At 58.3% G+C, this 26,405-nt stretch carries 29 protein-coding genes; 10 read left to right on the plus strand and 19 right to left on the minus strand.

The genetic code is table 11. The features are described from left to right. Positions 1–199: 199 nt before the first annotated feature. The 3 genes from ribD to ACZ46I_RS06955 all read left to right on the plus strand — a co-directional run bounded on the left by ribD (position 200) and on the right by ACZ46I_RS06955 (position 2,243). Complete coding sequence (gene ribD / locus ACZ46I_RS06945; RefSeq protein WP_013506649.1) at positions 200–1,333, plus strand: bifunctional diaminohydroxyphosphoribosylaminopyrimidine deaminase/5-amino-6-(5-phosphoribosylamino)uracil reductase RibD; 1,134 nt, start codon at positions 200–202, stop codon at positions 1,331–1,333. Beyond that, entirely contained in the window at positions 1,320–1,529 is a 210-nt protein-coding gene (locus ACZ46I_RS06950; protein WP_013506648.1) for an RNA-binding S4 domain-containing protein, read from the plus strand. The genes ribD and ACZ46I_RS06950 overlap by 14 nt, the downstream gene beginning before the upstream one ends. 135 nt (positions 1,530–1,664) lie before the next feature. Then, the gene (locus ACZ46I_RS06955; protein ID WP_013506647.1) at positions 1,665–2,243 is read left to right on the plus strand and encodes a hypothetical protein; all 579 of its coding nucleotides are present in this window, start codon (positions 1,665–1,667) and stop codon (positions 2,241–2,243) included. Between the two features lie 56 nt (positions 2,244–2,299). Here ACZ46I_RS06955 and ACZ46I_RS06960 read toward each other — a convergent pair whose 3' ends face one another. From ACZ46I_RS06960 to ACZ46I_RS06980, 5 genes are all read right to left on the minus strand, one after another. Beyond that, a complete protein-coding gene (locus ACZ46I_RS06960; RefSeq protein WP_464280338.1) occupies positions 2,300–3,694 on the minus strand; it encodes a UDP-N-acetylmuramoyl-L-alanyl-D-glutamate--2,6-diaminopimelate ligase in 1,395 nt (464 codons plus the stop codon). 15 nt (positions 3,695–3,709) lie between these two features. Further along, a complete protein-coding gene (locus tag ACZ46I_RS06965) occupies positions 3,710–5,410 on the minus strand; it encodes a peptidoglycan D,D-transpeptidase FtsI family protein (protein WP_464280339.1) in 1,701 nt (566 codons plus the stop codon). Then, positions 5,391–5,738: a hypothetical protein gene (locus ACZ46I_RS06970; protein WP_013506644.1), complete on the minus strand. Its 348-nt coding sequence runs from the start codon at positions 5,736–5,738 to the stop codon at positions 5,391–5,393. Before ACZ46I_RS06970 ends, ACZ46I_RS06965 begins: the two co-directional genes overlap by 20 nt. Before the next feature lie 8 nt (positions 5,739–5,746). Further along, complete coding sequence (locus tag ACZ46I_RS06975) at positions 5,747–7,060, minus strand: M23 family metallopeptidase (RefSeq protein ID WP_198007088.1); 1,314 nt, start codon at positions 7,058–7,060, stop codon at positions 5,747–5,749. A gap of 185 nt (positions 7,061–7,245) precedes the next feature. Next, positions 7,246–8,202, minus strand: a complete 957-nt coding sequence (locus ACZ46I_RS06980) for an acetyl-CoA carboxylase carboxyltransferase subunit alpha (protein WP_464280340.1) — start codon at positions 8,200–8,202, stop codon at positions 7,246–7,248. 156 nt (positions 8,203–8,358) lie between these two features. Between ACZ46I_RS06980 and ACZ46I_RS06985 the strand changes: the two genes are divergently transcribed. Further along, positions 8,359–9,345 carry a UbiX family flavin prenyltransferase gene (locus ACZ46I_RS06985; protein ID WP_464280341.1) on the plus strand — a complete coding sequence of 329 codons (987 nt, stop codon included), beginning with the start codon at positions 8,359–8,361 and terminating at the stop codon, positions 9,343–9,345. An 8-nt stretch (positions 9,346–9,353) separates the two neighbouring features. Here the strand turns inward: ACZ46I_RS06985 and ACZ46I_RS06990 are convergent, their stop codons facing one another. The 14 genes from ACZ46I_RS06990 to ACZ46I_RS07055 form a co-directional block, all read right to left on the minus strand. Further along, a complete protein-coding gene (locus ACZ46I_RS06990; RefSeq protein ID WP_156788064.1) occupies positions 9,354–9,542 on the minus strand; it encodes a FeoB-associated Cys-rich membrane protein in 189 nt (62 codons plus the stop codon). A gap of 357 nt (positions 9,543–9,899) precedes the next feature. Next, complete coding sequence (locus tag ACZ46I_RS06995; RefSeq protein WP_013506639.1) at positions 9,900–10,643, minus strand: DUF4198 domain-containing protein; 744 nt, start codon at positions 10,641–10,643, stop codon at positions 9,900–9,902. A 27-nt stretch (positions 10,644–10,670) separates the two neighbouring features. Next, positions 10,671–11,645, minus strand: coding sequence for a lysylphosphatidylglycerol synthase transmembrane domain-containing protein (locus ACZ46I_RS07000; protein ID WP_464281845.1), 975 nt, complete (start codon positions 11,643–11,645; stop codon positions 10,671–10,673). Beyond that, the gene (locus ACZ46I_RS07005) at positions 11,593–12,213 is read right to left on the minus strand and encodes an SAM-dependent methyltransferase (RefSeq protein ID WP_464280342.1); all 621 of its coding nucleotides are present in this window, start codon (positions 12,211–12,213) and stop codon (positions 11,593–11,595) included. The genes ACZ46I_RS07000 and ACZ46I_RS07005 overlap by 53 nt, the downstream gene beginning before the upstream one ends. Before the next feature lie 12 nt (positions 12,214–12,225). Beyond that, positions 12,226–13,992, minus strand: a complete 1,767-nt coding sequence (locus ACZ46I_RS07010) for a FeoB small GTPase domain-containing protein (protein WP_464280343.1) — start codon at positions 13,990–13,992, stop codon at positions 12,226–12,228. Next, entirely contained in the window at positions 13,993–14,217 is a 225-nt protein-coding gene (locus tag ACZ46I_RS07015; RefSeq protein ID WP_464280344.1) for a FeoA family protein, read from the minus strand. It abuts the gene before it with no gap. Between the two features lie 136 nt (positions 14,218–14,353). After that, positions 14,354–14,590: a hypothetical protein gene (locus ACZ46I_RS07020; protein ID WP_464280345.1), complete on the minus strand. Its 237-nt coding sequence runs from the start codon at positions 14,588–14,590 to the stop codon at positions 14,354–14,356. Continuing rightward, a complete protein-coding gene (locus ACZ46I_RS07025; protein WP_464280346.1) occupies positions 14,559–16,721 on the minus strand; it encodes a heavy metal translocating P-type ATPase in 2,163 nt (720 codons plus the stop codon). The genes ACZ46I_RS07020 and ACZ46I_RS07025 overlap by 32 nt, the downstream gene beginning before the upstream one ends. Continuing rightward, positions 16,721–17,065, minus strand: a complete 345-nt coding sequence (locus ACZ46I_RS07030) for a YtxH domain-containing protein (RefSeq protein ID WP_464280347.1) — start codon at positions 17,063–17,065, stop codon at positions 16,721–16,723. The genes ACZ46I_RS07025 and ACZ46I_RS07030 overlap by 1 nt, the downstream gene beginning before the upstream one ends. Then, positions 17,052–17,369 (minus strand): hypothetical protein, encoded by a 318-nt coding sequence (locus ACZ46I_RS07035; RefSeq protein ID WP_013506631.1) that lies wholly within the window; start codon positions 17,367–17,369, stop codon positions 17,052–17,054. Before ACZ46I_RS07035 ends, ACZ46I_RS07030 begins: the two co-directional genes overlap by 14 nt. After that, complete coding sequence (locus tag ACZ46I_RS07040; protein WP_013506630.1) at positions 17,362–17,670, minus strand: YtxH domain-containing protein; 309 nt, start codon at positions 17,668–17,670, stop codon at positions 17,362–17,364. The genes ACZ46I_RS07035 and ACZ46I_RS07040 overlap by 8 nt, the downstream gene beginning before the upstream one ends. A 4-nt stretch (positions 17,671–17,674) precedes the next feature. Further along, positions 17,675–18,295, minus strand: a complete 621-nt coding sequence (locus ACZ46I_RS07045; RefSeq protein WP_013506629.1) for a hypothetical protein — start codon at positions 18,293–18,295, stop codon at positions 17,675–17,677. Beyond that, positions 18,292–18,612, minus strand: a complete 321-nt coding sequence (locus ACZ46I_RS07050; RefSeq protein WP_041726049.1) for a hypothetical protein — start codon at positions 18,610–18,612, stop codon at positions 18,292–18,294. The genes ACZ46I_RS07045 and ACZ46I_RS07050 overlap by 4 nt, the downstream gene beginning before the upstream one ends. A 139-nt stretch (positions 18,613–18,751) precedes the next feature. Then, entirely contained in the window at positions 18,752–19,549 is a 798-nt protein-coding gene (locus ACZ46I_RS07055) for a sensor histidine kinase (RefSeq protein ID WP_464280348.1), read from the minus strand. Positions 19,550–19,793: 244 nt separating this feature from the next. Here ACZ46I_RS07055 and ACZ46I_RS07060 point away from each other — a divergent pair, with 244 nt between their 5' ends. From ACZ46I_RS07060 to ACZ46I_RS07085, 6 genes are all read left to right on the plus strand, one after another. Beyond that, on the plus strand, positions 19,794–19,997 hold the full coding sequence (locus ACZ46I_RS07060) for a Com family DNA-binding transcriptional regulator (protein WP_013506626.1): 204 nt from the start codon (positions 19,794–19,796) through the stop codon (positions 19,995–19,997). A gap of 117 nt (positions 19,998–20,114) precedes the next feature. Further along, complete coding sequence (gene hutW, locus ACZ46I_RS07065) at positions 20,115–21,515, plus strand: heme anaerobic degradation radical SAM methyltransferase ChuW/HutW (protein ID WP_156788062.1); 1,401 nt, start codon at positions 20,115–20,117, stop codon at positions 21,513–21,515. A 49-nt stretch (positions 21,516–21,564) separates the two neighbouring features. Beyond that, positions 21,565–23,643, plus strand: coding sequence for a TonB-dependent receptor plug domain-containing protein (locus ACZ46I_RS07070; protein ID WP_464280349.1), 2,079 nt, complete (start codon positions 21,565–21,567; stop codon positions 23,641–23,643). Continuing rightward, positions 23,643–24,200 carry an MptD family putative ECF transporter S component gene (locus ACZ46I_RS07075; protein WP_013506623.1) on the plus strand — a complete coding sequence of 186 codons (558 nt, stop codon included), beginning with the start codon at positions 23,643–23,645 and terminating at the stop codon, positions 24,198–24,200. Before ACZ46I_RS07070 ends, ACZ46I_RS07075 begins: the two co-directional genes overlap by 1 nt. Next, positions 24,178–24,954 (plus strand): energy-coupling factor transporter transmembrane component T family protein, encoded by a 777-nt coding sequence (locus ACZ46I_RS07080; RefSeq protein ID WP_464280350.1) that lies wholly within the window; start codon positions 24,178–24,180, stop codon positions 24,952–24,954. Before ACZ46I_RS07075 ends, ACZ46I_RS07080 begins: the two co-directional genes overlap by 23 nt. Positions 24,955–24,963: 9 nt before the next feature. After that, positions 24,964–26,388: an ABC transporter ATP-binding protein gene (locus ACZ46I_RS07085; RefSeq protein ID WP_464280351.1), complete on the plus strand. Its 1,425-nt coding sequence runs from the start codon at positions 24,964–24,966 to the stop codon at positions 26,386–26,388. Positions 26,389–26,405: the final 17 nt, after the last annotated feature.

Consider the following 26,405-nt stretch of genomic DNA (forward strand, 5'->3'; position numbering starts at 1 on the left):
CCTCCTTGGGTAGGGTTTTTGTAGATTACCTGACCTGTGGGCGCTGGTCAAATACTGCGATGCGCGAAGCGCTTCCCACAGAGGGCGGAGTCTGCTAGAGTATATTGGCCAGACTGTTGAAAAGCCCTGTCCGCGGCGTTGATCGCAGTCTTCTTTTCACCAGCAGTGAAAATCCCATCACCAGCCTTGGGAGAAGCCCATGACACGCTCAGCCCAATACGAAGTCTCTATGCAGATGGCCTTGAATCTCGCCCGCAAGGGGCTGGGGTTCACCTCCCCGAATCCGGTGGTGGGGTCTGTGATTGTCGATGCTGCAGGCGCCATTGTGGGAATGGGGTATCACGCGAAGGCGGGCATGGCTCACGCCGAGGTGGTTGCCCTGAAAGACGCTGGCGAAAAGGCACGGGGGGCGACCCTCTATGTGACCCTCGAACCCTGCTGTGTGCAGGGGCGCACACCTCCCTGCACCGATGCCATTATCCGCGCTGGTATTCAGAAGGTGGTCTATGCCGCGCAGGACCCGAATCCCGCCGTGGCCGGGCGCAGTCGCGCCATTCTCGAGGCGGCCGGCATCGCCGTTGAATCCGGCATCCTGGAGCCGGAGGCGCGCTACCTCAACCGTCACTTCAACAAGCATATCACCCGGCAGATGCCCTATATTACCCTGAAGTCGGCCATCACCCTCGACGGAAAAACGGCGGTGGCCAATGGGCAGTCCCGCTGGATTACCGGTGAAGAGGCCCGTCAGGATGGCCACTTTCTGCGGGGGATTCACGACGCCATCGCCGTAGGCATCGGAACCATCATCGCCGACGACCCTCTGCTGACCTGCCGTCATGGGGGCAAAACAGCGTTGCCGCACCCCGATGTGGTGATCTTTGACACCTTTTTGCGTACACCGCGCAACGCCGCCGTGCTGCGGCCTTCTGAGGCAGAGCGCCGCGTTATCATTGTCACTTCTTCCACCATGATGGAAAGCGACACGGCCACACGCCTTCTTGGAGCGGGTATCCAGCTGATTGGCCTGCCGCCGGCCAGCCAGGGGCTGCCTCTGCAGCAGGCATTTGCTGCGCTGTACGAACAGTACGGCATCACATCGGTGCTGGTGGAGGGTGGCGCGGGGCTGACCTCGGCTATTATCAAGGAGACACTGGAAGATGAGCATGTGATTTACATGGCACCAAAACTCTTCGGAGATGAGGGGATGACCTGGAGCGGATCCCTGAAGGTGCCGACGCCCGATAAAGCCTATCAGCTTCGCCTTCACTCGGTGGAGCGCCTTGGCAATGATATCAGGATATGTGCCCACAGGAGGGAACATGGAAATCTTTGAGCTGGAAGGCCATGAGTACATTGAACTGCACCATCTGCTGAAGATCATGGGATGGTGTGAAAGCGGCGGTCACGCGAAGTCGGAGATCGCCGGGGGAGCTGTCAGCGTGGATGGCGTTCAGGAGCTGCGCAAGCGCTGTAAGGTTCGGGCCGGGCAGCGGGTTGACTATGCCGGGCAGCAGATCCAGGTTCGCTGACGGTTGCGAGTCGCTTCCATCTGCAGGTCTGCCTGCGGAATCCGGGAGGCACTTTTCAATGCAGCGCCTGTTTGCTATGCTACGTTGTCGAATTCAGGTTTCGTATCCTTAAATACAGAAAAAGGAGAATCTGCCATGGGTGGAAAAGTCGCGAAAATAGGAATGCTGTTGATGATTCTGGCGGTGGTGGCAGGCTGTGGGAAAAAAGCCGGTGAAGTGCTGGAGTGCACCTATCCCGATGCTCCGACCGTGCAGGCGCCCTTGTGGGTTTGTGGCTATCCTGTGGAGGGCATTGAGGTCTCCGCAGTGGGATCGCATCCGGTATCGGCTGCCGGGGTGAACTTCACTCAGACCATGGCCGAGGCTGCTGCCATGGAGCGACTGGCCCGCTCCATGCAGGTGCATGTGGCTCAACGTATTCAGCGCTATACTGAAACCACGGGCGTCGGTGATGCCGAGACGGTAGACACTGTCAACCAGTCGGTTTCGCGTCTGCTGACATCCCAGAACCTTCATGGGGCCAAGCGGTACCGCATTATCACCAGCCCGGCCAATACCACCTATGTGCTGATGGGGCTGGACGCCGCCAGTCTGGAAGAGCTGACTCGCCAGACGCTGCAGACCAGCATGAATAATGATCAGGCGGCCTGGCAGCAGCTGCGTGCCCAGAAAGCGCAGGAAGAGCTGCTGCGTGAGCTGACCACCATGCCCTGATCTCAGGTTTCGCCTCTGTAAAAAAGCCTTCCCCAAGGGGAAGGCTTTTTTCTTTTTCAGGAACAGAAGGCTTCTGCGTCACAGAAGCGGTGTTTCTGCCGGCCATAAATCTGATACTTCTCGTGTCCCTTGCCGGCGATGACCACCAGATCATCGCCAGTTGCCAGCTCTCTGGCGCAGGTAATCGCGCGTAGACGCTCATGGATCACTGTTGTCCTGCCCATATCCATGGCGGCAATAATCTGGGAGATAATATGCTGGGGATCTTCGGTGCGCGGGTTGTCGTCGGTGACAATGCAGATATCCGCCAGCTCGCTGGCGATGGCGCCCATGAGAGGGCGTTTGGTTTTATCACGGTCACCGCCGCAGCCGAAGACGACAATCAGCCTGCCGTGGCAGATCTCCCGGGTCGATTTCAGCAGTTGCTCCAGAGCGTCGGGGGTGTGGGCATAGTCGATGATGCCATGGCGGCCATTGTGGGAAATGGGCATGAAACGCCCTTCTATGGGGCGCAGTGCTGCTATGGCCCGGGCAACCTGCTGGCGTTCCTGCCCTTCATGGTGGCAGAAAGCGGCGACGGCCTGGACGTTTTCCAGGTTGCCACGGCCTCGCAGGGGGCTGCGGTAAATCTGCCCCTGCAGGCAGAAGCGAATTCCTTCCGGGCTTACCTGCTGCTCCGTCGTGGGGATGTCAGCGTCTTCCCCGGGGCCGAAACTCAGGACGCCGGGCAGGGGGGGCAGCTTCCGGGGGATACGCCTGGTGTGCATGATGGCGTAGGGGGGAGCAGGTGTGAAGAGCCGGAGTTTTGTCTGCAGGTAGTCGTCCATGGTGCCGTGGAAATCCAGGTGATCCGGGGTGAGGTTGGTGAATATGGCGCCGTGGAACCTGATGCCCTGTACGCGGCCCAGGGCGATGGCATGGGAAGAGACCTCCATGAACACATACTCCACATGGTGCTGGAGGCACAGGTGCAGGATATGCTGGAGCGTGGTGGCACAGGGTGTGGTGTTGGCAAGCTCCGCGGACGGCCCACCATCAATGGCATAGCCGAGGGTGCCGATGGTGGCGGTTCGGCGGCCCAGGGCCTGGTAGACCTGACGGAGGTAGCTGATCGTGGAGCTTTTGCCGTTGGTTCCGGTGACGCCGACGACTTTCAGGGCGGCAGACGGGTTGCCATAGGCGGCCACGGCAATGGTGGCTTCCCGCTCCGCCAGATCGGGCAGGACCAGGGTGTTGGGCCCGTCAACGGGGTACTGGCACAGGGCTCCGGCGATTTTTCCGGAGCTCAGCAGCTCGGGCAGATGGAGGTGAGGGTCGAACTGGGAACCGGCTATGGCGATAAAAAGACAATCGGGGCTGATATCACGGGTATCGCGGCTCAGGCGGCTGAATTCCACATCCACTTGAGGATGAGGCAGGCCAAGCTGCTGGCAGAGTTGTTGAAGTCGCACGGGGAATTCCTTGGATCAGTTTGATTTACGGTCAGGTACGATGGTGTAGTAGTTGATATATTTGCCGGCAATATCGCGAAAAAGAGGTGCCGCAACCGCGCCGCCATAACTTGAAACATACACCGGGCCCTCGGCGTTCTGCTGTTTGACGGCGACTTTGGGCTCATCGATGAAGACGCCCATGACGACCTGCGGCTGCTCATAGGGAAAAAAGCCCACAAAGCTCGCCAGGTGGCGGTCGCGGGTATAGCCTTCCACCGGATCGAGCTTCTGGGCGGTGCCTGTTTTGCCACCGATAGTGAAGTACTTGTGGCTGGCATTGCGGCCCGTGCCTTTTTCCACTACGCGCAGCAGCAGCGATTTCATGGCGTCAGCGGTTTGCGGGTCAAGGATTGCCTCCCATTCGCGACCCTGGTTGGCTCCTTTGAGGATCGTTGGCTGCACCAGGTATCCGCCATTGATGGCGGCGGCATAGGCCCGCACCATCTGCAGGGCATTCACACTGATTTCATAACCCATGGAGAGGGATGTCTGGGAGAGTCTGCTCCACTGGCTGGGCGGCCGCAGCAATCCCGCCGATTCCCCGCTGAGTTCAATGCCGGTGGCAGCGCCGAAACCAAAGTCACGAATAGTGCTGTGAAAGACCTCTGCCGGGATCTGGGCGGCAATTTTCGAGGTGATGACATTACTGGACTGTCCAAAGGCTTCGGCCACCGATGCCCAGCCCATGGGGACCGTGTCGCGGATGGTGCGGTTGCCTTCGCGATATTCGCCGTTTTCGCCGAAAAAGATGTCCTGCAGGGTGATGCTGCGACTCTTGAGAGCGGCGGCGTAGGTGATCAGCTTGAAGGTGGAGCCGGGCTCAAAGGTGTTGGCAATGGCATCGTTGCGCCAGCGCTGGCGGGGATAGTTGCTGAAGTTGTTCGGGTCGTAGCTGGGCCATGAATAGATGCTGAGTACTTCGCCGTTAAAAGGATCCATGGCGACGACGCTGATGGCCTTGGCTTCGTGCTCCTGCAGAAACTGCTGGACGGAGCTTTCCACAAAGGCCTGCAGGCGGCTGTCCACGGAGAGGGTCAGCGGTGGTTTTTTCAGGGAGTTCTGCTGGGTGGAGATGGGCTCCAGCATAATGTCGCGGCGTCGGGCGTCGCGGTAGACGGCCACCCGGACTTCCTGTCCTTTCAGGCGTTCGTCGAAGCGGTGCTCGATGCCCTCCAGCCCCTGGATGTCAACACCGGTAAAGCCCAGAAGTTTGCCGAAAAGATCGCCATCGGGGTAGAAGCGGCGTTCTCCCTCCAGGAGTCCGACGCCCTTGATGGTGCCAATACGCGATGCTACCAGGGGATCCACATTGCGGGCAATCCAGAAAAAACCGGTCCTGCCTGCGATACGGTTATAGATGGGGCCGTAGTCCGCCATGCCCATGGCCTGGGCGATGCGGCTGGCTGCGTCACGGGTATTTTCGATTTCGGAACCGATACCGTAAATAGAGTAGGCCTTGGTGCTGACGGCTAGCTGAAAGCCGTGGCGATCGGCGATATGGGCACGATTCTGGCGTATGGTGAAGTCTTTGTCGTATTGCGCGGCCAGGCGACTTTTCCAGGTCTGGTGATTCACAAGCTGTTTTTCCGCCAGGTGGTAGCCGATGGCGAGAACCAGAAACGCCAGTACCAGGTACTGGGCAACCTTGAAGGTCTTAACGTGGGGTGTCTGCAAGTTCGTTGGCCCTGAGGATGGATTGGTTCAGCAGGTACTCAAGCTGATCGGCAGCAGGATAAACCATCCCGTGTTCTTTTGCCAGCATTTGGATGTATCCAGGGGAACCAAGCTGGTAAAGACGGGCTTCCAGTATGCCCAGGCGGCTCTCCTCCTCAAGGATCTGACGCTGGAGCCCGGCGACCTCGTAGCCTGTGGCGATGATGCGGGTCTTGACCCACAGGCTGAGGATAACCGTGGTGATGAGGATCAGGACAGTCGCACTGTAGGCGAACTTCCTGATTTTTGCCTCATGGGTGGGAGTGGTGCGGAAGGGGAAGACGGCCATATGGGCGCTTAGCGCTCCGCGCTGGCCAGTTGGATATCCAGCTCATCCAGTTGCGCCCTGAGCATGCCCCGTTTGGCCAGGAAGTCATTGCGATGCTCGCTGGCAACAGACTGGGCAGCTGAAGAGGATGCCAGCGCCTGCATGGGATCCTGGAGTCGTCCGTTGCGAATGACGCGGAAGTCCAGGTGTGGACCGGTGGCGACTCCGGTTGCGCCAACGTAGCCGATGATATCGCCCTGGCGAACCCGGCTGCCGTAGTTGACCGCATAGCGGCTGAGGTGCAGGTACTGGGTGTGGTAGCCGTTGGCATGGGAAAGGGTGATCATGTTGCCCGCTGGTCCCTTGCGTCCGCGGAAGATCACCTGCCCGTCAGCCACAGCGTAGACTGGAGTGCCGGTGGGGGCCACCAGGTCTACGCCACCATGGAAGTGCCGCGTTCCGTAAACGGGATGCACACGGTAGCCGTAGGGGCTGGAAACACGGGAGTAGTTGACTGGACGATTCAGGAAGAAGCGCTGCATGGAGTCTCCCTTTTCGTCATAATAGCCAACTACCCCCTGGGGATCCTGGTAACGATAGGCTGTGTAGGTATTATTGCGAATGGTTATTTCAGTTGCCAGTATGTTGCCGACGCCGACATACTGGTCGTTCAGCCATTTTTCTTCAAAAATGATCCGGTACTGGGAGCCCGGCTGGATGTCGCGGTTGAAGTCGATGCGCCAGGAGAGCACGTTCTCCAGCTGCGTAATCAGTCCGTAGCGACCATTGCGCTGGAGTTCATTGGCCAGATTGCTGGTGATGATGCCTGTCAGGTTGGACGTGCGGGTGTCATAATCCTGGACTTCCTTGGATACGTGAAATTCTTCGGACACCACATCCCATTCCACGTGCAGGGTGATGGAGCGGCTCTGGTGATAGGTGAAGCGGCGGAAATTTCCCTCATCATCCCGCGCTACCGAGTACTTCTGTCCGGCGCGGAAGCTGCGGGTGGAGAAAAGCCCGTCCAGTTGTGTGGTAATCCCGTGAATTTCCAAAGGCGAGAGCCCCTGGGCTGCCAGGATGCTGTAAAGAGAGTCACCGCGCTGCACGGTGCCTTCCGTAGTGTGCAGGGTTTCCGGGATTTCGCCTTTTTCAATCTCCACGAAATCCGGCTCTTCGGTGAAGCCCTGTTCATCCTCATAATCAATCAGGGCCGGGCGGTGGAGTTTATCGAGGGCGGAGAGCACGGGGTTGTCTCTGACAAAGGATTTGCGGATGTTCATTTCAGAGGAGATGATGATGTTGGCGCCGAATCCTATGATAAGACCGGTTCCGATAACCATGAAAAGCTTGAAAAGAATGTGTGGCTTATTCTTTCTCTGTCCCCTTTGTACGACGATCGGCTGCCTCGAAAACCTCATCCCCACTCCCCTTTTGAATGATTTGAAGCAATATGCCTCAAAAATCCGGGCAGAGCAAGAAATTTTCCGTGCCCGGATTTGAAACTGTCATGCGCGTTGCTGGTGTTCTATTCGCTGAAGACGCCGATCTTGCGGAACCGGTCATAGCGATCTTGTGTCAATTCATCGGCGGAAAGCTTCTGCAGCTCCTGCAGATGACGGTTGAGGGCCTCTTTCAGGTTGGCGTAGACGACGGCAGGATCGCGGTGGGCTCCACCCATGGGTTCCGGGATTACCTCATCGATAACACCCAGCTTCAGGAGGTTCGGAGCAGTCAGCTTCAGCGCCTTGGCGGCCTTTTCGCCCTGGGTGCCATCTTTCCAGAGAATGGCGGCGCACCCTTCCGGGCTGATAACAGAGTAGATGGAGTGCTCAAACATCAGCACGCGGTTGCCCACGGCCAGGGCCAGCGCGCCTCCGCTGCCGCCTTCGCCGGTGACGACTGATATGATGGGAACCTTGAGCCCAGACATCTCCAGAAGGTTGCGGGCGATGGCTTCGCCCTGTCCGCGCTCTTCCGCCCCTATGCCGGGATAGGCGCCAGGAGTGTCAACGAGGGTGATGATAGGCAGATTGAATTTTTCCGCCAGTTTCATGAATCGCAGGGCTTTACGGTAGCCCTCGGGATTGGGCATGGCGAAATTGCGACGGATATTCTCTGCCGTGTTGCGCCCTTTCTGGTGGCCGATAAGCATGACGCTCTGTCCTTCAAAGCGACACAGTCCGCCAACGATGGATTTGTCGTCGGCGAAAGCGCGGTCGCCATGCAGCTCCTGGAAATCGGTGAAAACGTGTTCGGCGAAATCCAGAGTGTAGGGGCGTGCTGAGTGGCGGGCTACCTGCGTGCATTGCCATTCGGTGAGATTGCCGTATATTTCCTCTTTGAGGGATTCCATCTTGCGGTTGAGTTTTTCAATCTCGGTGGAGAAGTTCAGGCCTTCCTGGGATGCGAATTTTTCCAGATCTTCTATTTTCTTTTCCAGCTCCACGATGGGGCGTTCGAATTCAAGGGCATTGGTTATCATTGCTTTTCGTCCTCCTTGTGGACATAATGTAACATAATACAATAACGGGAAAAAAGCGCGAAGTTGTGAAAAAAGGCTATTCCAGCCAAAAAATACTGATGAATGGGGCGTTTTTCTCTTAAGATGAGGGAAAAGCTCTTTGAGTGAAGGACAGAAATGAAACAAATCGCCCTTATCGTCACGGGAGCTTCAGGGGGCACCCTGGCGCTGGAGGCCATGGATGCGCTGGTTGCCCAGCATATCCAGTGCCATGTCATCTGTACGGAGCAGGCCCAGGTGAATTTTTGCATTGAAGCGGGAATGAGCATAGAACAGACGCGCTCCCTTGGCCAGGGCGAGCGTGAAACGCTGGTTCAGAAGCTGTTGCCCGACGGAGTGCACATCCATGATAACAGCAGTTTCTTTTCTCCCCTGGCCAGCGGCTCGGGAGTACCTGATGGCCTGGTGGTGCTGCCAGCCAGTATGGGCTATTGCGCGCGGGTCTGCCAGGGGCTTTCCGGGACTCTGGCAGAGCGGGTGTTTGACGTATGCCTGAAAGAGCGGCGTCCCATTGTGGTGGCACCCCGTGAAACCCCCCTGAATTCAATTCACCTGGAGAATCTGCTGAAACTCAGCCAGCTGGGCGTGGGCATTCAGCCGTTTATGCCGGAGTTCTACTCCCAGAGCCAGGGGATGCCTGGCCAGGTACGACGCTATATTGCGCGCCTGCTTGGTGGAATGGGCATAGAGCTGCCCCTGAATCGCTGGGCACTGGATGACGCCGTGGGCTGCTTTGCCTGCGGTCAGCACAATACCGTTGGACTGCAGCTGCAGTTTGAGGTTGATGCCCAGGAACTGCAGTCACAGGCAGGACTGCGGCTTTCCAAAGCGTTCGCCTCCTACGACGGCATTATTCATGGCGGCATCCTCAGTACGGTGCTTGATGAGGCCATGGGGAAAATTCCAGCCTCACTGGGGCATCCCATGGTGACCTGTGATCTGCAGGTAAAATTCTTGCGCCCACTGCGGGTACTGCAGCAGGCGTATGTCACGGGATCTTTCACTCACCGAAAATGGAAGACAGGACGAGGGGAAAGTACCATAACCTGTGGCCGTGGCGATGTTATTGCCACGGCCACAGGTCGGTTTCTGTGTAGAGTATAGAGGGCTGCTCAGCTGTGGCTGCCGCCCTGACAGCAGGAAGTCTTCTTGGGTTCACTGCTTCCAGTGGAGCAGCACCCTCCACCTGAAGCGCATCCGCAGCCACCAGTTGCCGTTTTGCGTCGAAAAACCCGCCAGTAAAGATAGGTGCCTGCAAGTGCTACTGCCGCAAGCGTTACCACGACATCAAGAATTTCCATGCTTTTCTCCTGTTACCGGTGCAATACAGCCTGTTTGTCCGATGAGAGTTTACTGTCCTGATCGCTGCAGGAACGCGCTATGGGAAACAGATCCTGCAGGTTGAGCATGACAGAGTTGTGGCACTCGTCACAGTTCAGATGGCAATCCATGTTCGCGCCCCTGACTCCAGTGTTTTTCATAAGTGCTTTGCGAAGGGTCATATTCTTTGCAACCATACTGCACCCCCACGTGTAAAGAATCAGCAAAGGTTACTCCCTTGCTGATTCTTTTTGTAGTGCACTTTTCGCTAGTTGTCAATCATTAAGTTAGCGATACCTAATAAATTATTTTCTGCGCCCTGGGCCCCGTGTGAGAATTCAGCGCATTTCGGCGATGCTCAGGGTGCTGCGGAATATGATAGTGCGCACCCAGCGGCCGTGGTCGCCATCCACTTCGGCTGCGCCGACACTGTGCCGAACTTTGATGATGGTGTTGCGGGAAGGATCAAGGGTGACGGTGACCCTGCCCTGCTGATCGCTGGTGGCACTCTGGTACTGTTTGTCATCATGGAGTGACTGATAGGTTCCCTTGGTACGGTCAACCTGAGTGATGATTTTCAGTTCGGCTCCGGCCAGTGGCTTGCCGAAGTAGTGAATCTGCAGGGGGACTTCGGTGACTCCGGGAGCAGGGAGTTCCAGGGGGGTGATTTCCAGTTCAAGGCCGGCGGGGGCCGGTGCCTCGGATGCGGGGCCTGCCAGCAAGAGAGTTTTGCCGAAATCACGGTACTGGCTCATGCGATGGCGGGCCGGTTCGCGGGTGGCCAGCAGAGTGTGGACGCCCTGCTGGGAAAACTCCCACTGCGCCTGTTGAAATGTTCCCTTGTGGTCAGTATTTACGGGGAGCACCTGGCCGTCAGGCTGCTGAATGCGCAGCGTCAGCTCCGGTGAGTCACGCTTTTCCACCGGTTCTTCAGGGTCAGCCCAGAACAGAGTGATCGCGGCCTCTTGGCCGGTTTCCACGCTGGCAGGAGCCTCAACCCAGGTGCAGTGTGCTGTGGCGCTGGAGACCAAAGAGGTGAGCAAGGTGATCAGAAATCCAAGGTGCAGGAGTTTTTGCTTCATGGGTGCGTCCTTTGTAGAAGAGGGTTGTTATGGGGATGGGGTTCTGGCGGGCACGCGAGCATGCCCCAGGCCCCAGTGGGCGAGCAGGTAGAGCGCGCTGATCAGAAAAGGCAACCAGAAGGTGACCAGCCGCAGGATGATGGCAAATGCCATGGACTGGTGCATGGCAATTTCCAGGGGTAGCAGCAGGAAGACGACCGTGGCCTCAAAAGTTCCCAGTCCGCCTGGAGTCAGGGGGATCATGGCCACCATATAGGCCAGGAAGGTGACCGTGGCAATGTTGATCAGATCTGCTTCCAGGCCCATGGACAGCGCAATGATGGCGGCTTTGGCTGGAAAGAGAAACCACAGGGTAACTGACAGGAGAAAGTGTCTGCCCAGGCTGCCCCTTTTTTTTACCTGTGACAGCGCGTTTTCCAGGGAATGCAGACTCTGGCTGAGGGTGTGTACCCATTTGGCGGGAAACACTTTTTCCAGCCAGACCGCCAGGCCGGCAGGGGCGATGAATACGGCACAGATCAGCAGGAAAACTGGGAGCAGGATCATGCCGCTGGTGGCCACCAGCCAGCCCTGGGGTGTGGAGATGCCATTGGCGATCACATAGAGGGAGAGGGAGACGCCTACCAGGAAAAGCAGCGGGCCGATACTGACGACTTTCTGCAGTCCAACCAGTGCCACTGACTGGACAGTGGTCCATCCGAAAGCGCGCTTGAGCAGATAGGCTTTGACGACCTCACCACCGGTTTTCATGGCCGGTGTGACACTTTCAAAGAACGTGCCCGACATGTTGATATGTACCATCTGGTGAAAGCGGCAGCCGCTGTGGATATGGTGACCCAGCAGTTTCCACTGCCAGGATATCATTGTTACTGTCAGCAGCTGCAGGGTAAAGGCAGCGACCAGCCATTCCGGCTTGGCCATCAACAGGCTGGTGAGAAACTCCTGGGAGTCAGCCTGCCAGATAAGCAGTGCGGTGAGCGCTATGCCTGTCGCCAGCAGCATGTATTTCACCGGGAAACTCCTTGCGGTTTTTTGTGAACAGGAGGGTGCCGTCGACTGCGTTCCCCTTGCGGTCGCACTGGGAGGCATATGCGCGGGGGAGACCGCAATAGCAGCTTTTCAGGAGGGCGTTGGGATGGCGCACCAATATACGGGCGCCGCGGGGAGCGACCGTCCATATGTTGCGCAGAATGGCCTCCTGAGGTTCAGCCTGGCGCGCAATATGGATGACCTGGAAGTGTGAGGCGTCGTAGCTGCACCCGTCACCCAGGCAGACCTCCACAGAGTTTTCCATTCCCATGACCCGGACAATCTGCTGCGCCGTGTGCACTGCTGCCGGATCGCAGTCTATGACCACCACATGGGCGCCCGTACAGCGGGCGATCTCTATGGCGGTGCAGGGGAGGGGGCCTCCTCCGATACACAGGACGTTGTCTTCGCTTGAAATAAGCCCGGAGCGCACTTCCTTGCTGACGATGCGATGATAGTACTTCTGCTGCAGTCTGATCAGCCATGGGCAGAGGACAAGGATTCGTTCTGTCGTTTTGGTAAGGCGCACCATCGCTTTCATGGCTGATTCCTGTTACAGCAGTACCAGCAGCAGCTGGCCGATCTTATTGAGGAGCCCGCCAAAGACAAAGGCTGCCAGGGTGGTCAGGAGAAGGATCAGCAGGCCGATCTTCAGGCTGAATTCTTTAATGATGATTGCCGTTACTGTCAGGCAGGGGAGGTAGAACAGGGCAACGACAGAGCCTACCATCAGCTGGAGTATGCTCAGGTCGAGTCCCAACAGGGGCAGTACCGCCAGTTCGCGTCGGATAATGCCGAGCATCAGTGCCAGGGTCGCTTCGGCCGGCAGACCAAGCCAGCCCACCACGATGGGTGCCATGAAACCTGATACCACGCCGAGGACTCCGGTTTCGGCAATCAGGGCAGCTGCGCCTATACCCAGGATCATGGGGATTTCCGCCTCCAGCAGAAACTGCTTGATGCGAATCCAGATTTTTTTCAGCAACGATTTGCCATCGGGCATGAGCAGGTTGGGGATTTCCATGAGCATGGGGGCTACAGTTCCCGGCAGCATTCTGGTCATCAGGCTGCCCACGAGAAACATGGCTCCGAAGGAGATGGCATAAACGCCCAGCAGTGCCGCCATGGAATGGTCACCCAGCAGGACGATGAAGGCTCCGGTCTGGGCGGTACAGGGGACGGCCAGGGCGACGAGTCCGGTGATCATCAGGCGCTCTTTGTTGCTGGTAGCAGCCTTGGTGCCGATAATGGCGGGCACGGCACAGCCGTACCCCATGAACATGGGGACTATGCTGCCGCCCTGCAGGCCCATGGCGCGCATGACGTTATCCAGCAGGACACCCAGGCGTGGCAGGTAACCACTGTCCTCCAGGAAGGAGAGCACGATGTAAAAGAGGGCCACGTAGGGCAGGATCAGGGCGATAGGCCATTCGATACCCTTAATGAGCATGCCGTATTCGCCAACGAGCACATTGCGCAGGATGCCCTCCGAGACCACGCTGGAGACGGCGGAGGTAATGGCGGGTGCCACGTAGTTGTTGAACAGAGGCAGCAGGATTACGGCCCGCAGAGCCTTTCCACCGCCTACCACGAGGCCCAGGGCAATGATCAGGACGATCAGGGCGATGGGGAGTCCGGGCAGGGGGCGAATCGTCATCTCTTCAAAGCGATCCCACAGGGTCATGGGGCGGGATTCGTTACGCTGGGCTATCCGGGCAATGCGGGATGCTTCGTCCCAGAAGCTCTGAAAGCTCTCAGGAAGAGTCACTGCCTTGATGGTCTGCCCTTGGGCAGCCTGCAGGGTCGTGTCCAGGAGAGTCTTCAGGCCTTCGCCCTTGACGGCCGAAGTGGCGATAACGGGAGCGCCCAGCTCTCTGGCCAGGGCGTCTGTGTCTATGGTGATTCCCTTGCGGCGAGCCACATCGCTGAGGTTCAGGGCGTACACCACGGGCAGCCCGGTCTGCCGTATCTGCAGGGCCAGGGGCAGATTGCGCTCCAGGTTGGTGGCATCGAGGACGCAGAGCACCACATGGGCTCCTTCTGCGAGGAGTTTGGTGGCAACCTCTTCAGCGGGAGATGTGGCTTCCAGGGAGTAAGTGCCGGGAACATCCGTGAGCAGTGCCTTTTTGCCGTGGTACTGGACGATGCCATGGGTGTAATTGACGGTGGTGCCAGCGTAGTTGGCGGTACGCACGTTCATGCCGGTCAGCCGAGAGAAGATAACACTTTTCCCCACATTGGGATTTCCCATGAGCAGGATTTTCAGGGCCTCTTCGCCGGGGGCCAGGGAAATGGGCTTCGGGTTGCCGTGGCAGTCCACTTAACCTACCTCCCGGATACTGATCTGCTCAGCTATGGACTTGGAGATGGCCAGACAGCGGTCACCGAGCTTAATGGTGACCGGACCGCCAAAGGGCTGGCGGGAGACGATGGAGAGTTCAACACCTGAGCGGATTCCGAGGGACTGCAGGAGCTTTTCGTCGGGGATACTTTCAAGGATGCAGCGTTTCTTTCTGGGAGCGGTGTACAGAGTGCAGGATTTCATATGTTTCTCCTGGATGACATTATTCATTAAGGGAAGAGTTCTTAGTTGATCTGAACATTTTGCATAAAATACTCTCGACTGCAAGAGTTAAGTTTCACTAATTCCGATAGTGGTTCCTGTTATTGATATAAGTGCTTCAGAGGCGGTTCTCTTCCCTAACAGGGAATTCTCTCACCTCTTTGGACGGTTTGACTGGCTGATAGAGCTGGTGGTGCCAGATGGAGCTGGCAACCAGGGCGATACCGGCACCTGTGTGCAGGCGTTTGGCCATTTTGCCTTTCATGAACAATGCGGTGATAACCGTCAGGCCGAGGCTTGCGGTCATGGCAAGTTTGGCCAGCTCACGCTGGGAATGTTTCGGAGGCTTCTTCATAGGGTTCACCTGTGGATGGTGCTTTGATGCTGTTTCTGGGGCTCTGCATGGCATTGCGGCCACCCAGGGCGGCATTCAGCAGGATGCCGATAGTGGTTCCGTTATGGAGCACTGCCGTTGCCATGGGTGAGATGCGCCCCATGGCGGCCAGCAGCATGATGGCGCTGTTGAGTCCAATGGTGAGGCGGTAGTTGGTGGTGACTCTTCTGAGCGTGGAGGCTGCCAGGGCGCGGATATCGCTGACCAGCAGAATGTCGTCGTGCAGCAGGGCGATGTCTGCGCTGATGCGGGCGATATCGGCCCCTTTCTGCATGGCGATTCCCACATCGGCCAGTGACAGGGCCGGGGCGTCGTTGATGCCATCTCCGACAAAGGCGCAACGGAGTCCACGATCTTTGTAACCCTGCACGATGGTGGCCTTTTGTTCGGGGTGCAGTTCATAGTGGCACTCGTCAAAGCCCAGTTCACTGGCTATCTCCAGAGCCTTTTCCCGGCGATCCCCTGTCAGCAGAACCATATACTGCACTCCCAGGGCGCGCAGATTGGCCATCAGGCGGGGGCTTTCCGGGCGCAGTTCATCCTTGAGGCAGATGATTCCCAGCAGTTTGCCGTCATAACCGATATAGAGGGGCGTTATGCTTTCGCCATAGTGGCACTGGATTCCGGTAGTGCTGTCGGGGAAGCGAATGCCTTCATCGTCTTCGAGGAAATGGCGGCTGCCGATGACGACTTTTTTGCCATCAACATAGGCCATGACTCCATGGGCTACGATAAATTCCACTTCGCTGTGGTGGAAGTGCTTGCGGCTGGAGGAGTTCTGCTGGGCGGCCTTGACCACTGCCTGGGCGATGGGGTGGAAGTAGTGCTCCTCTATGGAGGCTGCCAGATTGAGGACTTCCTCACTGCTCCAGCGGCTGTCCAGGGAGACGGTGTGCAGTACTTCCAGGTCGCCGGAGGTCAGGGTGCCAGTCTTGTCAAAAATAAAAACCTCCGCCTGGGCCAGGCTTTCCAGGGCGCTGGCACTCTTCACCAGCACCTGGTGGGCGCCGGCGCGGTACATGGAAGACTTGAATGCCACAGGAGTTGCCAGCTTCAGGGCGCAGGAGTAATCGGCCTGCAGAACGGCGGCCACTTTTGCCAGGTTGCGGCTGAGGACATAACTTGCCGAGGCCAGGCCAATGGAGAAGGGGACCAGGCGATCAGCCAGCCGGATGGCGTTAAGCTGCGCCTGGGACTTTGACTGCAGGGAGTTTTCCACGTAACGGGCGATGCGGAAGGAGACCCGCTCCTGCCCAACCTGTTCGGCGTAGACATGAACCCGGCCTTCCTCCACGATGGTTCCAGAAATCACGCGGTCTCCCCGCGCCTTGGCCACCGGCAGGGCTTCGCCGGTCAGGGAGACCTCGTTGATGGAGGCCTGCCCCTCCATGACGGTGCCGTCCACTGCCACAGTTTCCCCGGCCTGGGCGATGACGATGGTGCCCTTGGTAACCTGGGTAGCATTGACGAGGATGTCTTCGCCGTTGCGGTGAATCCAGACTTCTTCGGCTTCAGGTTGAACCAGGGAGAGCAGCAGTTCATCGGACTGGCGGTCGATGCGGTGGCCGATGTATTCCGCCAGGGAGATCAACAGGTTGGTCACATGGGCAGCCGTGTAGTCGCGACGACCGACAGAAATGGCGATGGCCGTGGCCTCCATGGCTTCCGAGGTCATCTTGCCCTTGAGCAGGTGACGCCCTCCCTGCAGAAGCGCTGCACTGCAGGCCATCAGGGTGAAGGCCGCCCGCAGGGGAGGGGGGAGCAGCGGAGTCAGGGCAAAGGCGACCAGGCCTTTAAGGACGCTGTGCACCTGCTCGGAACTCTGCAGATGAGCGGCAGTGTCCAAAGCGGCGAACGTATCGGAGCGGATCTCCCTCAGGAGGGTGAGAATATCCGGTACCTGGTGAACCTGGGGATCGAAGACGATGCGGATGGTGCGGTTGACCCGACCGAGCTCAACGCGATTCACCCCGGCTTTCAGCTCCAGCAGGCGCTTCAGGGAGTGCTTGTCGAAGGCAACCTGCTCTCGGTAGCGCAGGCGAACCCGTTGTCGTGTCTGGTGGATGATTTCCAGGGAGTGAAACAGTGGCATCAGTCCTCTTGCGCCATCCTCTCCTCTTGTGCTTCAGCCCGTGCGTCTTCGACTTTTTCCTTGAGTTCCTCGACGCTGGAGGCCACCTGGGTGAAGAGGGCGACGCCTGCTTTGATTATGGTCTGTTGCGCTTTTTCGTTCGTCAGCAGAAAAGTGGCTGCTGCGCCGATCAGCAGGCCCTTGATGAAGCGGTCGCTCTGGCTTCCGCCGAAAAGGGCTGAGCGGGCACCACCCATAAGGCCGCCGGCTTGAGCAGAGTGGTGCTGCAGGTAAGGGTTGTGCATGGTGGAGTTTCCGGGGTTGTAGCCGTAGGCTGAAGAATATTCCTGTTTATGGTCGGACATGGTGCTCTCCTGATGATATGGATTTAGGGGGTGACTTGGCGTTCGATGCGGATGGTGAGCGCAGGAGTCCCATGAGTGAAGCTCCGGTCAGCACCACGGCTACGCCCGCCATGGGTTCACGGGATGCAAAGCAGTTGTAGGCGAGGGCGCCGCTGCCAAGGGCTATGCCTCCCTGGAGTCCGTGGAGCAGGGCGTGCTCAGGGAGGCTTTTGTCGCGGGTTGGGTCATGGCGGGCAATTCCCAGGAGGCCATGGCTGATGACACCGGCCCAGAAGACAGCAGCGGGGTTAAATGGTCTATTCATCGGCAGCGGGTTTCCGGGTACGGCGGCTGCGCTTGGCTGGAGGCTGCTCCTCTGTGGTGGCGGGCAGTTCCGAGGCGGCAGAGGCGTCCGCAGCACTTTTGCTCTCCTGGTGCTCATCGTCCGGGGTCTGCATCTTTTCGCGAATGCATTCAGCCGTGGCTCTGGCGGCTTTGATTCCCTCATCCACGTTTTCCTTCAACAAAAGCTGTCCACGATCAAGGTACTCTCGTGTACGCCGGTTGTTGAGCAGCAGAACCGCTGCAGCTCCAACGACCGCGCCCAGTACAAAGTGATAGGCCATCGGGTTACTCCTCTTCCTGTTCCTGACGTATCAGGGTCTGTTTTAGCAGCCACAGGGCACCGGCACCCAAAAGGGCTCCGCCCAGCAGTGGTCCATTTCGACGGGTAAACAACTCTGTCAGACGCTGGGGATCGGGAGCGCTGATCAGCTTATGAACTTCTTCTATGAGTGCCCGCGGGTCGGGCGACTGCAGGTGATCGATCCCGCTGCGCAGGGAGGGCAGATTTTCCTCGGCGATGCTTGCCTGAATGCGAAAGAAAGTGTCACGGACAATCGTATCTTCCGTGCAGGGAAGAAGGCAGTCATAGAGGTGCATCGTCCAGGACTCAGCGACGACAGCGCTCTCCACCCACTCCAGCAGGTTTTCCTGTGCGTCCAGTGCCTCCGGGTATGGTGGCGGGGCCTGCGGTGAATGTTGTTCCAGAAGCCACAGCAAAGCGGCTTCCTGTTGCTGGCGACGGTATTGAATGGAGCGCAGAAGCTCGTCCGATCCCCAGCGACGAAGTGCGTTCCCATAAAAAACCAGGAGGAACCGAGTATTCTCCAGGGCTTTTTGCAGGGCCTGTTGCTGCGGGGAGCTTTCGGCGAGCGGATCGGGGCAGAAGCAGAAGACGGGATCTTTCACGATGGTGACACCTCCCTGGTGAAGTACTCCAGCAGAGGGGCTACATTGCCGCTGCGCAGAGCATCGAAGTGTTCAAAAGCCTCAGGGGTACGTTCGTAGGTGATAGTGGCCGAGCCGGCCAGTGGGTTGAGCTTTACCTGAAGCACGCCGCGCAGCGCCTCTATCTGGGTCTGCGTGCTGGCGGGGTCGCTGGTCAGCCATTGTGGAGCGCGTCCTTTGATTTTCAGGCGGATGCGTCCCGGTATATGGTGGGCAACCTGAACCCTTTCAAAAAGGGTCAGCAGTTCTTCGCGTCGGGTTTCCGAGAGGAGAGACATGAATTCACCTGTGGTGCCATTATCGTGCTCAATGCCCCTTGCCATTTTTGTGCTGGGGGAGAGACTTATAAGGGTATATCTCTGAGAGAGTAATTGCACGAAGTTAGTCTTGTCAAGCTCTATTCATGCGCGTGTAGATTTAAAGCTCGTCCTTGAGGTTGCCCGTTGTGGTGGATGGCTGGGGTATCCAGAGAAGAAGACGTGCTCCGGTGCCAGGGATGTTTTCGGCCCGCAGGGTCCCCTGGAGCTTCTCTTCCACGATGCGCCTGGCAAGGTGCAGCCCGATACCCATGCCCCGCTCCTTTGTGGAAGTGAATGGTTCGAACAGGCGCGATGGCAGCAGGTCGGGGTCGATGCCTCCGCCATTGTCGCGAAACTCAATGGAGATGAACTGCTGTTGCCCGCTGATGGTGATGTGGATGACGGGGTGCGGGGTGGCCCGTTCGCGGAAGACATCGATGGCGTTGTTCAACAGGATCATCACCACATGGCGAAATTCACCGGCGCTGCCCCGGATATTCATGTTCGGCTCTCCATGGAGGCGAACGACCACCTGGTGCTGCAGGAGCAGGTTTTTCAGCATTCCCAGGGTGATCTCGATAGCCTGTTGCGGGGCGAAGCACTCTCCCCCTGCACCCGGACTGGTGAAGTCGCGGAAGTCCTCCACGGTCTGGGCCATAAAGCGCAGGTACTCCATAATCTGGGAAACATTGCCACGAATGCAGGTTGCCGGAGTCGATTCCTCTTCGCAGATACAGGCCAGATGCTGCGCTGATACCCAGAGGGCGTTCAGGGGCTGCAGCCACTGGTGTGCGATGGCGCTGACCATCATGCCGACGCTGGCCAGCCTGGCCTGCTCGTCCAGGGTGGAGCGGAGTCTTTGATTTTCTGCCTGTAGTGCTGCCAGCTGTTTTTCCAGGTCCGTTGCGTGGTTCATGGTTGTGACACCTCCTTGTGACATGGGGAATGATTTATTAGCCCCGATTAACAATCGAGTATATCCGTGGAGTGATTGCCGGTCAACTGCAGAAAAGTGAAGGAATGCACAGGGTGATAGTGGCGAAAATGATCATTAGGGGCGACTAAATATATTCTTGACGTCAATCGACGTTATGGTATGTTGAATGTTCATTTCTGGACATGCGGCACCAGATGCACCGAAATTCCTTGTGGAGAAGCGTATGTTCCCTCATCAGGAAACTTCCCCCTGCCGGTGTGGCCGCGCAGCAGACGCAGCGCTCCCTGAGGTTCGCTGTAAACGCTGCAAACGACTGCTCTTTAAGGGGTATGTCGTGGAAGTTGAAATGAAGTGCCCCAAGTGCGGGGCCATACAGCGTTTTGACTACGCCTATCAGTGCAGGGAGCGTCACCCGGATCCGAGTTGACTATCGTTGCTGACCTGAGTGCTGCAAGCACCTCTTTCCCGAGGATTGTAAATCCCGAACCACTACCACGCGTCATCTGTTCAGCCTGTGCTGAGCCGGTGCTTCAGGGTCTGGATTATGCAACCACCTTCTCACGCGTCACCCATGTCGGGTGTATCACCAGTATCAGCTGTTATTGAACGTTTTTATGCGCGCACCGATGGCGACCCCCTTGCTGGCGCTTTTCAGAAAAAGGCTGCCGTGCACGCCGGCATGCAGATGCCCAACCTGGATGTCACAAAGTTTCAGGAGGTATTCCGCGCGCTCATGGCCCGACCCCGTTCCGGCAAAAGTGCAGCGTACATCAGTATTCCCTTCTGCAAGACCCGTTGCCTCTATTGCGGTTTTTTCAACCGCTTTCACCGGGATGACCTGGAAGCCGCCTATGTGGATGCCCTTATTGGCGAACTGAAGCAGAGCTCCAGTGATCCGGCCGTGACCTCCGGTCCTGTCCATGCCCTCTATCTGGGGGGAGGGACGCCCAACGCCCTGAGTGCAGAGAACCTCAGGCGGGTGCTGGATGCGGCCACCTGTTACCTGCCCCTGGCCAATGACTGTGAAATCACGGTGGAGGGGAGAATACACGGTTTCGGTCAAGACAAAATTGACGCCTGCCTTGAGGGGGGTGCCAACCGTTTCTCCATCGGAGTGCAGAGCTTTGACACCAATGTGCGGCGCAGCATGGCTCGCATTGATGATCGGGAATCCGTTCTGCAGGCACTGGAGCGCCTCATGGCCACCGATCAGGCGGCAGTGGTGATCGACCTGGTATACGGGTTTCCGGGGCAGACCATGGAAATATGGGAGGAGGACGTGCGCACTGCCGCTTCTCTGGCTCTTGATGGTGCCGACCTGTACCAGCTGAACGTATTGCCCCACAGTGAGCTGGCCAAGCGTATGGCTCAGGGTGCCATTGAGCCTGCCGCCGACATGACCCGCCAGGCCCGCATGTTTGCACAGGGGCTGGACGTCATGGAAGCCAATCGCTGGAGACGCCTTTCCGTCAGCCACTGGGGTCGCACCACCCGCGAGCGTAATCTCTACAATCAACTGGTCAAAAACAAAGCCCATATCCTGGCCTTCGGCTGTGGCGCCGGCGGCAGTCTGCACGGTCACGGCTATTTTGTCGAACGCGACCTGGAACGCTATCTGGACAGTATCCGGGAGGGCCGCAAGCCGCTGGCCATGGTTACCGCCCGTCCCGATACGGATCGGGAGGTGACGGGAGCGATCACCGGTGGCTTCGATGTGGCCGCCCTGAATCTGCAGCAGCTGGCTGCCCTGCTGGGAACGGAGCTTCTGGAGCGGTGCCTGCCCCTGTTTGAACAGTGGGGCAAGGCGGGCCTGCTTGAGCAAAGTGGGCACTGGGTGGTGCTGACTCGGGCCGGGCAGTTCTGGAATGTGACCATGGCCCAGTACCTGCTGGAATACCTTGCCAGTCTGCGAGAACCGACCATGCCAGCGGCAATGGGGCAGTGAACATGAGCCATGCCCGTTGCATGGAAATTCAAACGAGTGGAGTGTGGATATGAGTATCAAACGAGTCGGTGCCCTGTGTATGGCGGGGTTGATAAGCGCTGCAGCATTGCCGGTTCAGGCACAGGAGGAAACAGGCCAGCGTGGGGTGACGGTGACCGCTACCCGCGCTGAACGGGAGCTGCTGGAGGTTCCCGCGTCGGTAAGCTCGGTGAGTTCCGAGGAGATCCGGCGCGGCGGTGCCGCAGTGGTGGCTGAGGCCCTGCGGGACATTCCCGGCGTGGAGGTGCACGATGGTTCCGTCAGTGGTGCCAAGCGCGTCTTTATCCGCGGCGAGTCGGGAGCGCGGGTTCTGATCCTGATTGATGGCCAGAAAACTTCAGAGCAGAAGGCCATGACCGGTGCGGTGTTTCTGATGGACCCGGCCCTGATTGAGCGCATCGAGATCATCAAGGGCCCGTCATCGGTGCTCTACGGATCTGAAGCCATTGGTGGCGTGGTGAATATTATCACCAAAAAAGGCGGTGAACGCCCGGTGCAGGTTGATGTGGGACTCTCCTATGATTCCTCCACCGAGGGAACCCGCCAGCACCTTTCGGTCTATGGCAAGAGCGGCCGCATGGGGTACCGGGTGGGAGGCGCCTGGTCGGACCACGATGACCGCGACACCCCCGGTGGCACAGCAGATGGAACCGCCTATAAAGAATCCAGCATCTTTGCCTACATCGATTACCAGGGTGACGACTTCATCGTCGGTGGCCGCTATGACACCTACAATGGCGATTATCGCACCTATGTCCCGGAAGGCACCATCTCCGGAACCATGGAGCATTTTGCCCAGGATCTGCCCGAGTGGTCGCGGGAGAAAGTGTCGTTCTTCTATGAAGCGGAGCATCTCAGTGACGCCCTGGTGAAGCTGCGGACCGACGCCTACGCCCAGAACACCTATAAGGATTTCCGCATGGATATGGATGTCAGGCCCATGCCTGCGGTACAGATTCCCCTGCAGATGCGTAACCGCACGGAAAACGATCAGGACACCTACGGCCTGGCGGTACAGACCGACTGGCTGGTGGCCGATGATCACTATGTGATTGCCGGGGTGGAGCTCATCCAGGATCGCCTGAAGGCAGACGAGTTCAGGCGCCAACGGGGGCCATGGGCGCCTATGCCCCCGTTCAACGCGCAGCCGCAGGAATTTGTGGAGTCCAGCTACACCAATAAAGCCAAAAGTGACTTCTACGCCCTGTATGTGCAGGACGAGTGGAGCCTCAATCCCGATACCATTCTGACCCTGGGCCTTCGTCAGACCTGGGCTCGCAATGAGTTGACCTCCGCCGAGGAGCCGGGACTGGAAGAGGACTCCAGCCGCGACAGCAAACTGGTGTATTCCATCGGCCTGACCTGGCAGGGACTGGAGGACACGGCTCTGCGGGCCAGCTATTCCCAGGGCTACCGGCTGCCTACCCTGCAGCAGCTCTTTATCGGCACGGTTCACGGCAGTCAGAATCCCACCTACAGCAACCCGGATCTGGAGCCGGAGACCTCCGACAACGTTGAGATCGGCCTGCGCCACTTTGGCCAGAACCTGCTGGTAGACGCCGCCCTCTTTGCCAGCAAGACCGAGGACTACATCACCACAGCGGCTCACCCGACCATAAACAATGCCAACACCTTTGCCAATGTGGACAAGGCCTCCACCCACGGTATGGAGGTTGCGGTAGCCTATCTGGTGGAATCTTTGAACCTGACTCCCTACGGCTCAGCCACCTGGCTGAAGCGCAAGTTCGAGTCGGAAGACCTGAACACCTGGAAAACCGGGAATCCCGAGCTGCAGGGCCGCATCGGCCTGCGCCATGAGCGCGCCATCGCTGCTGGTGTGGACGCCAATCTGGACGCCTATGTGCGGGCAGCAGGCAAGGCGGAGCGGGAAAACTCCGATGGTACCATCGACACTGATGATTCCTGGCAGACCCTGAATCTGACCATGGGATTCACCTTCGGCAGTCGGCAGCAGTATGAGCTGAATCTCAACCTCAACAACCTCACCGATGAGAAGTATACCGTCTCCCAGGAGTCCATTCCCATGGCTGGCCGACACTTCGTCGTCGGTATCAGTGGGGCCTTCTGATGAGCAATGCCCAGGTTCTTACCCTCAATCGCTACTGGCAGGTACCGGATCTGGTGGTGGTGGGGATATTTGCCGCTGTGGTCAAGGTATCCAGTATTCTGGTGGCCCTGATGGGCGGCGGCATGAACCCCCTGACCCTGATCCTCAAAAATGTGATCTTCACGGCTTTGCTGGTGGTGATGCTCTACAAGGTGCGCAAGTTCGGTACCCTGACCCTCTTTCTCGTCATCAGCGCCATTATCTCAGCCCTGATGCTGGGGGGCAGCCTGGTGCTCATTCCCGCCTCCATTCTGGCGGGGCTGATTGCCGAGGGAGTCATCATGGCGCTGGGTGGCTATCGCTTCACCTGGAGCATCATGGTGGGGGTGGCTATCTATGACCTGCTCTCCAAGACCATTGGCCTTGGGTTTTCCTGGCTGATGATGCGGGAGGAGCCCCGCATCATCGCCATGGTCGCCGTTATCGTGGCCATCGGGTACATCGGCTCCATTATCGGTCTCTTTGTGGGCCGCTATTTTGTCAAGGAGTTGCGCCATGCCGGCATTATCCGCCACTGATATCCGCCGCGATGAAACCCCGCTGCACCAGCTGGATGTGCGCACCAAGATGCTGATCAGCCTGGTGGCCGCCATTGTGGTCATCATTCTCAGTAACCCCTGGATTCTGGCTTCCCTGGCTATTGCCAGTGCCATCTACGCCTTTTTGTCACGGCGCTTTGGCGTTATCGCCATTGCCTACGGAGTGTTGGGTCTCATGTGGCTGATGGCCATCGGCTTTCTCTACTTGATGGGCCTGTTCCTGCCGCGCTTTGGTGCGTCAGGGCTTGATAGCCTGCTGGTGCCCTTCCTGCGCTCCGCAGTGCTCATGAACACCTTGCTGGCCATGGCGCTTTCGTCACGGGTGCAGGGCATCATGACGGCGCTGAAGACCCTGCGTCTGCCCTACTGGCTCTATATCCCAGCCACGGTGATGATTCGCTTTATCCCTTCGTTTCTCGAGGATATCAAACAGATATCCGAATCCCTGAAAATCAAAGGATACCGTCTGAACCCCCTCTTTCTGCTGCGCCATCCCCTGATGGGCCTGCGCCTGCTCTTTATTCCCATCCTCTTTCGGGCTCTGCGCACGTCCGATGAACTGGGCATGGCGGCCGAACTCAAAGGAGTGGGCTACAGCAGGGACGTGAGTCGTTACCGCACCAACACCCTCACCTGGCGCGACGCCGTGGCCGGAGCGCTGTTTTTTGCCATGATCACTGCTTCCCTGGTGGCCCATGTACAACTGCCTTCCCGCAGCATCATGGGGATGTAAGGAGTATGTATGATTACCTTTGACGCCGTGAGTTATACCTATCCCTTTCAGAGTACCCCCGCTGTGCGCGACCTCAGCTTCCACGTGGCCCCCGGCGAAGCCGTGCTGGTCACCGGAGCTTCGGGCTCGGGCAAGTCCACCATCATCCGTCTGCTCAATGGCCTGGCGCCCTGGTACTTCCAGGGCGATCTGCAGGGCACAGTGAGTGTCAATGGTCACGACAATCGCCAGCGCTCCATTCACGGGATCAGTCGGGATGTGGGCACCCTGTTCCAGGATCCCGAGCAGCAGTTCTTCGCCCTCAACGTGGAAGACGAAATGGCCTTCGCCCACGAGTGGCGCAATACCCAGCCCAGCCTGATGCAGCGCCATATACAGGTGGCCATGGAGCAGTTTGGCATCACGAGCCTGGCGGGTGCCAGCGTCCATCACCTTTCGGAAGGACAGAAGCAGAAAGTGGCCCTGGCTTCGGTCATGTCCCTGGCTCCCCGGATTCTTATTCTGGATGAGCCCAGTGCCAACCTGGATCCTGAATCGACAGCAGAACTGGCCAAGACCCTGCTGGAACTGAAACAGGCGGGAATGACCCTCCTGATCGTTGATCATCGCCTGTACTGGCTGCGCGAAGTGGTGGACCGGGTGATTGTCATGGAAGGCGGGAGTATCGTCGAAGTGACCGACTACTGCCGCCTGGACGAGCGCGCGCTGCAGTCCCGCTACGGGCTGCGCAGCACCCGGGTTGATGATGTTCGCGCTTCCCTGGGCAGTGTGGCCGATACCGACCCGTTTATAGACGTGCAGGAGCTTCACTTTGCCTATCGCCGTAACCCGCCCCTGTTTCACGGCGAGTCCTTCCGCCTGCCCCGTGGCGAAATCATCGGCCTGCTCGGTCCCAATGGCGTGGGGAAAACCACTTTCGCCCGCCTGCTTACTGGCCTGCAGAAGATGGATCGGGGCAGTATTGCCCTTGGCGGGGAAAAGGTCAGCGCCCGCGAGCTGCTGCGCCGCACCAGCATTGTGCTGCAGAACACCGACCACCAGCTGCATATGAAGACCGTGCGTTCGGAACTGCACTCGGCCGCTGCCAGCTCCCACGCCGGTGTCCGTCCCGCAGAGGTGGAAAAGCTGCTGCGGGAGTATCGGCTGGAGCACCTGGCCGAGCGCCACCCCCAGTCTCTCTCCGGCGGAGAGCGCCAGCGCCTGGTCATCGCCTGCGGACAGATCCGCCAACCCTATATCTTTATCCTGGACGAGCCCACCAGCGGGCTCGACGGGGAAAATATGGCCATTATCGCCGACAACCTGGCCCGTTTTGCCGGGCTGGGGGGGTGTGTCCTGCTCATCAGCCACGACCTGGAGCTGCTGCAGCGGTCCTGCACCTGCAAGCTGGAGCTGGGCGCACCAGCAGAAAAAGACCTCGTGAACGTATCCTGAAAAATCCCATAAGGAGC

Source organism: Desulfurispirillum alkaliphilum, assembly GCF_055378285.1.

What these genes read in the sequence shown, in the direction of transcription:
- ACZ46I_RS07025 (WP_464280346.1), bottom strand. Translation starts at nt 16,721, where the DNA reads ATGCCACTGTTTCACTCCCTGGAAATCATCCACCAGACACGACAACGG.
- ACZ46I_RS07000 (WP_464281845.1), bottom strand. Translation starts at nt 11,645, where the DNA reads ATGCTGCTGGCGACAGGCATAGCGCTCACCGCACTGCTTATCTGGCAG.
- ACZ46I_RS06980 (WP_464280340.1), bottom strand. Translation starts at nt 8,202, where the DNA reads ATGATAACCAATGCCCTTGAATTCGAACGCCCCATCGTGGAGCTGGAA.
- ACZ46I_RS06955 (WP_013506647.1), top strand. Translation starts at nt 1,665, where the DNA reads ATGGGTGGAAAAGTCGCGAAAATAGGAATGCTGTTGATGATTCTGGCG.
- ACZ46I_RS06990 (WP_156788064.1), bottom strand. Translation starts at nt 9,542, where the DNA reads ATGGAAATTCTTGATGTCGTGGTAACGCTTGCGGCAGTAGCACTTGCA.
- ACZ46I_RS07005 (WP_464280342.1), bottom strand. Translation starts at nt 12,213, where the DNA reads ATGAAAGCGATGGTGCGCCTTACCAAAACGACAGAACGAATCCTTGTC.
- ACZ46I_RS07060 (WP_013506626.1), top strand. Translation starts at nt 19,794, where the DNA reads ATGTTCCCTCATCAGGAAACTTCCCCCTGCCGGTGTGGCCGCGCAGCA.
- ACZ46I_RS07075 (WP_013506623.1), top strand. Translation starts at nt 23,643, where the DNA reads ATGAGCAATGCCCAGGTTCTTACCCTCAATCGCTACTGGCAGGTACCG.
- ACZ46I_RS06950 (WP_013506648.1), top strand. Translation starts at nt 1,320, where the DNA reads ATGGAAATCTTTGAGCTGGAAGGCCATGAGTACATTGAACTGCACCAT.
- ACZ46I_RS06975 (WP_198007088.1), bottom strand. Translation starts at nt 7,060, where the DNA reads ATGGTTATCGGAACCGGTCTTATCATAGGATTCGGCGCCAACATCATC.
- ACZ46I_RS06970 (WP_013506644.1), bottom strand. Translation starts at nt 5,738, where the DNA reads ATGGCCGTCTTCCCCTTCCGCACCACTCCCACCCATGAGGCAAAAATC.
- ACZ46I_RS07080 (WP_464280350.1), top strand. Translation starts at nt 24,178, where the DNA reads ATGCCGGCATTATCCGCCACTGATATCCGCCGCGATGAAACCCCGCTG.
- ACZ46I_RS06995 (WP_013506639.1), bottom strand. Translation starts at nt 10,643, where the DNA reads ATGAAGCAAAAACTCCTGCACCTTGGATTTCTGATCACCTTGCTCACC.
- hutW (WP_156788062.1), top strand. Translation starts at nt 20,115, where the DNA reads ATGCAACCACCTTCTCACGCGTCACCCATGTCGGGTGTATCACCAGTA.
- ACZ46I_RS06985 (WP_464280341.1), top strand. Translation starts at nt 8,359, where the DNA reads ATGAAACAAATCGCCCTTATCGTCACGGGAGCTTCAGGGGGCACCCTG.
- ACZ46I_RS07040 (WP_013506630.1), bottom strand. Translation starts at nt 17,670, where the DNA reads ATGGCCTATCACTTTGTACTGGGCGCGGTCGTTGGAGCTGCAGCGGTT.
- ACZ46I_RS07035 (WP_013506631.1), bottom strand. Translation starts at nt 17,369, where the DNA reads ATGAATAGACCATTTAACCCCGCTGCTGTCTTCTGGGCCGGTGTCATC.
- ACZ46I_RS07070 (WP_464280349.1), top strand. Translation starts at nt 21,565, where the DNA reads ATGAGTATCAAACGAGTCGGTGCCCTGTGTATGGCGGGGTTGATAAGC.
- ACZ46I_RS07085 (WP_464280351.1), top strand. Translation starts at nt 24,964, where the DNA reads ATGATTACCTTTGACGCCGTGAGTTATACCTATCCCTTTCAGAGTACC.
- ACZ46I_RS07050 (WP_041726049.1), bottom strand. Translation starts at nt 18,612, where the DNA reads ATGTCTCTCCTCTCGGAAACCCGACGCGAAGAACTGCTGACCCTTTTT.
- ACZ46I_RS07055 (WP_464280348.1), bottom strand. Translation starts at nt 19,549, where the DNA reads ATGAACCACGCAACGGACCTGGAAAAACAGCTGGCAGCACTACAGGCA.
- ACZ46I_RS07015 (WP_464280344.1), bottom strand. Translation starts at nt 14,217, where the DNA reads ATGAAATCCTGCACTCTGTACACCGCTCCCAGAAAGAAACGCTGCATC.
- ribD (WP_013506649.1), top strand. Translation starts at nt 200, where the DNA reads ATGACACGCTCAGCCCAATACGAAGTCTCTATGCAGATGGCCTTGAAT.
- ACZ46I_RS07020 (WP_464280345.1), bottom strand. Translation starts at nt 14,590, where the DNA reads ATGAAGAAGCCTCCGAAACATTCCCAGCGTGAGCTGGCCAAACTTGCC.
- ACZ46I_RS07030 (WP_464280347.1), bottom strand. Translation starts at nt 17,065, where the DNA reads ATGTCCGACCATAAACAGGAATATTCTTCAGCCTACGGCTACAACCCC.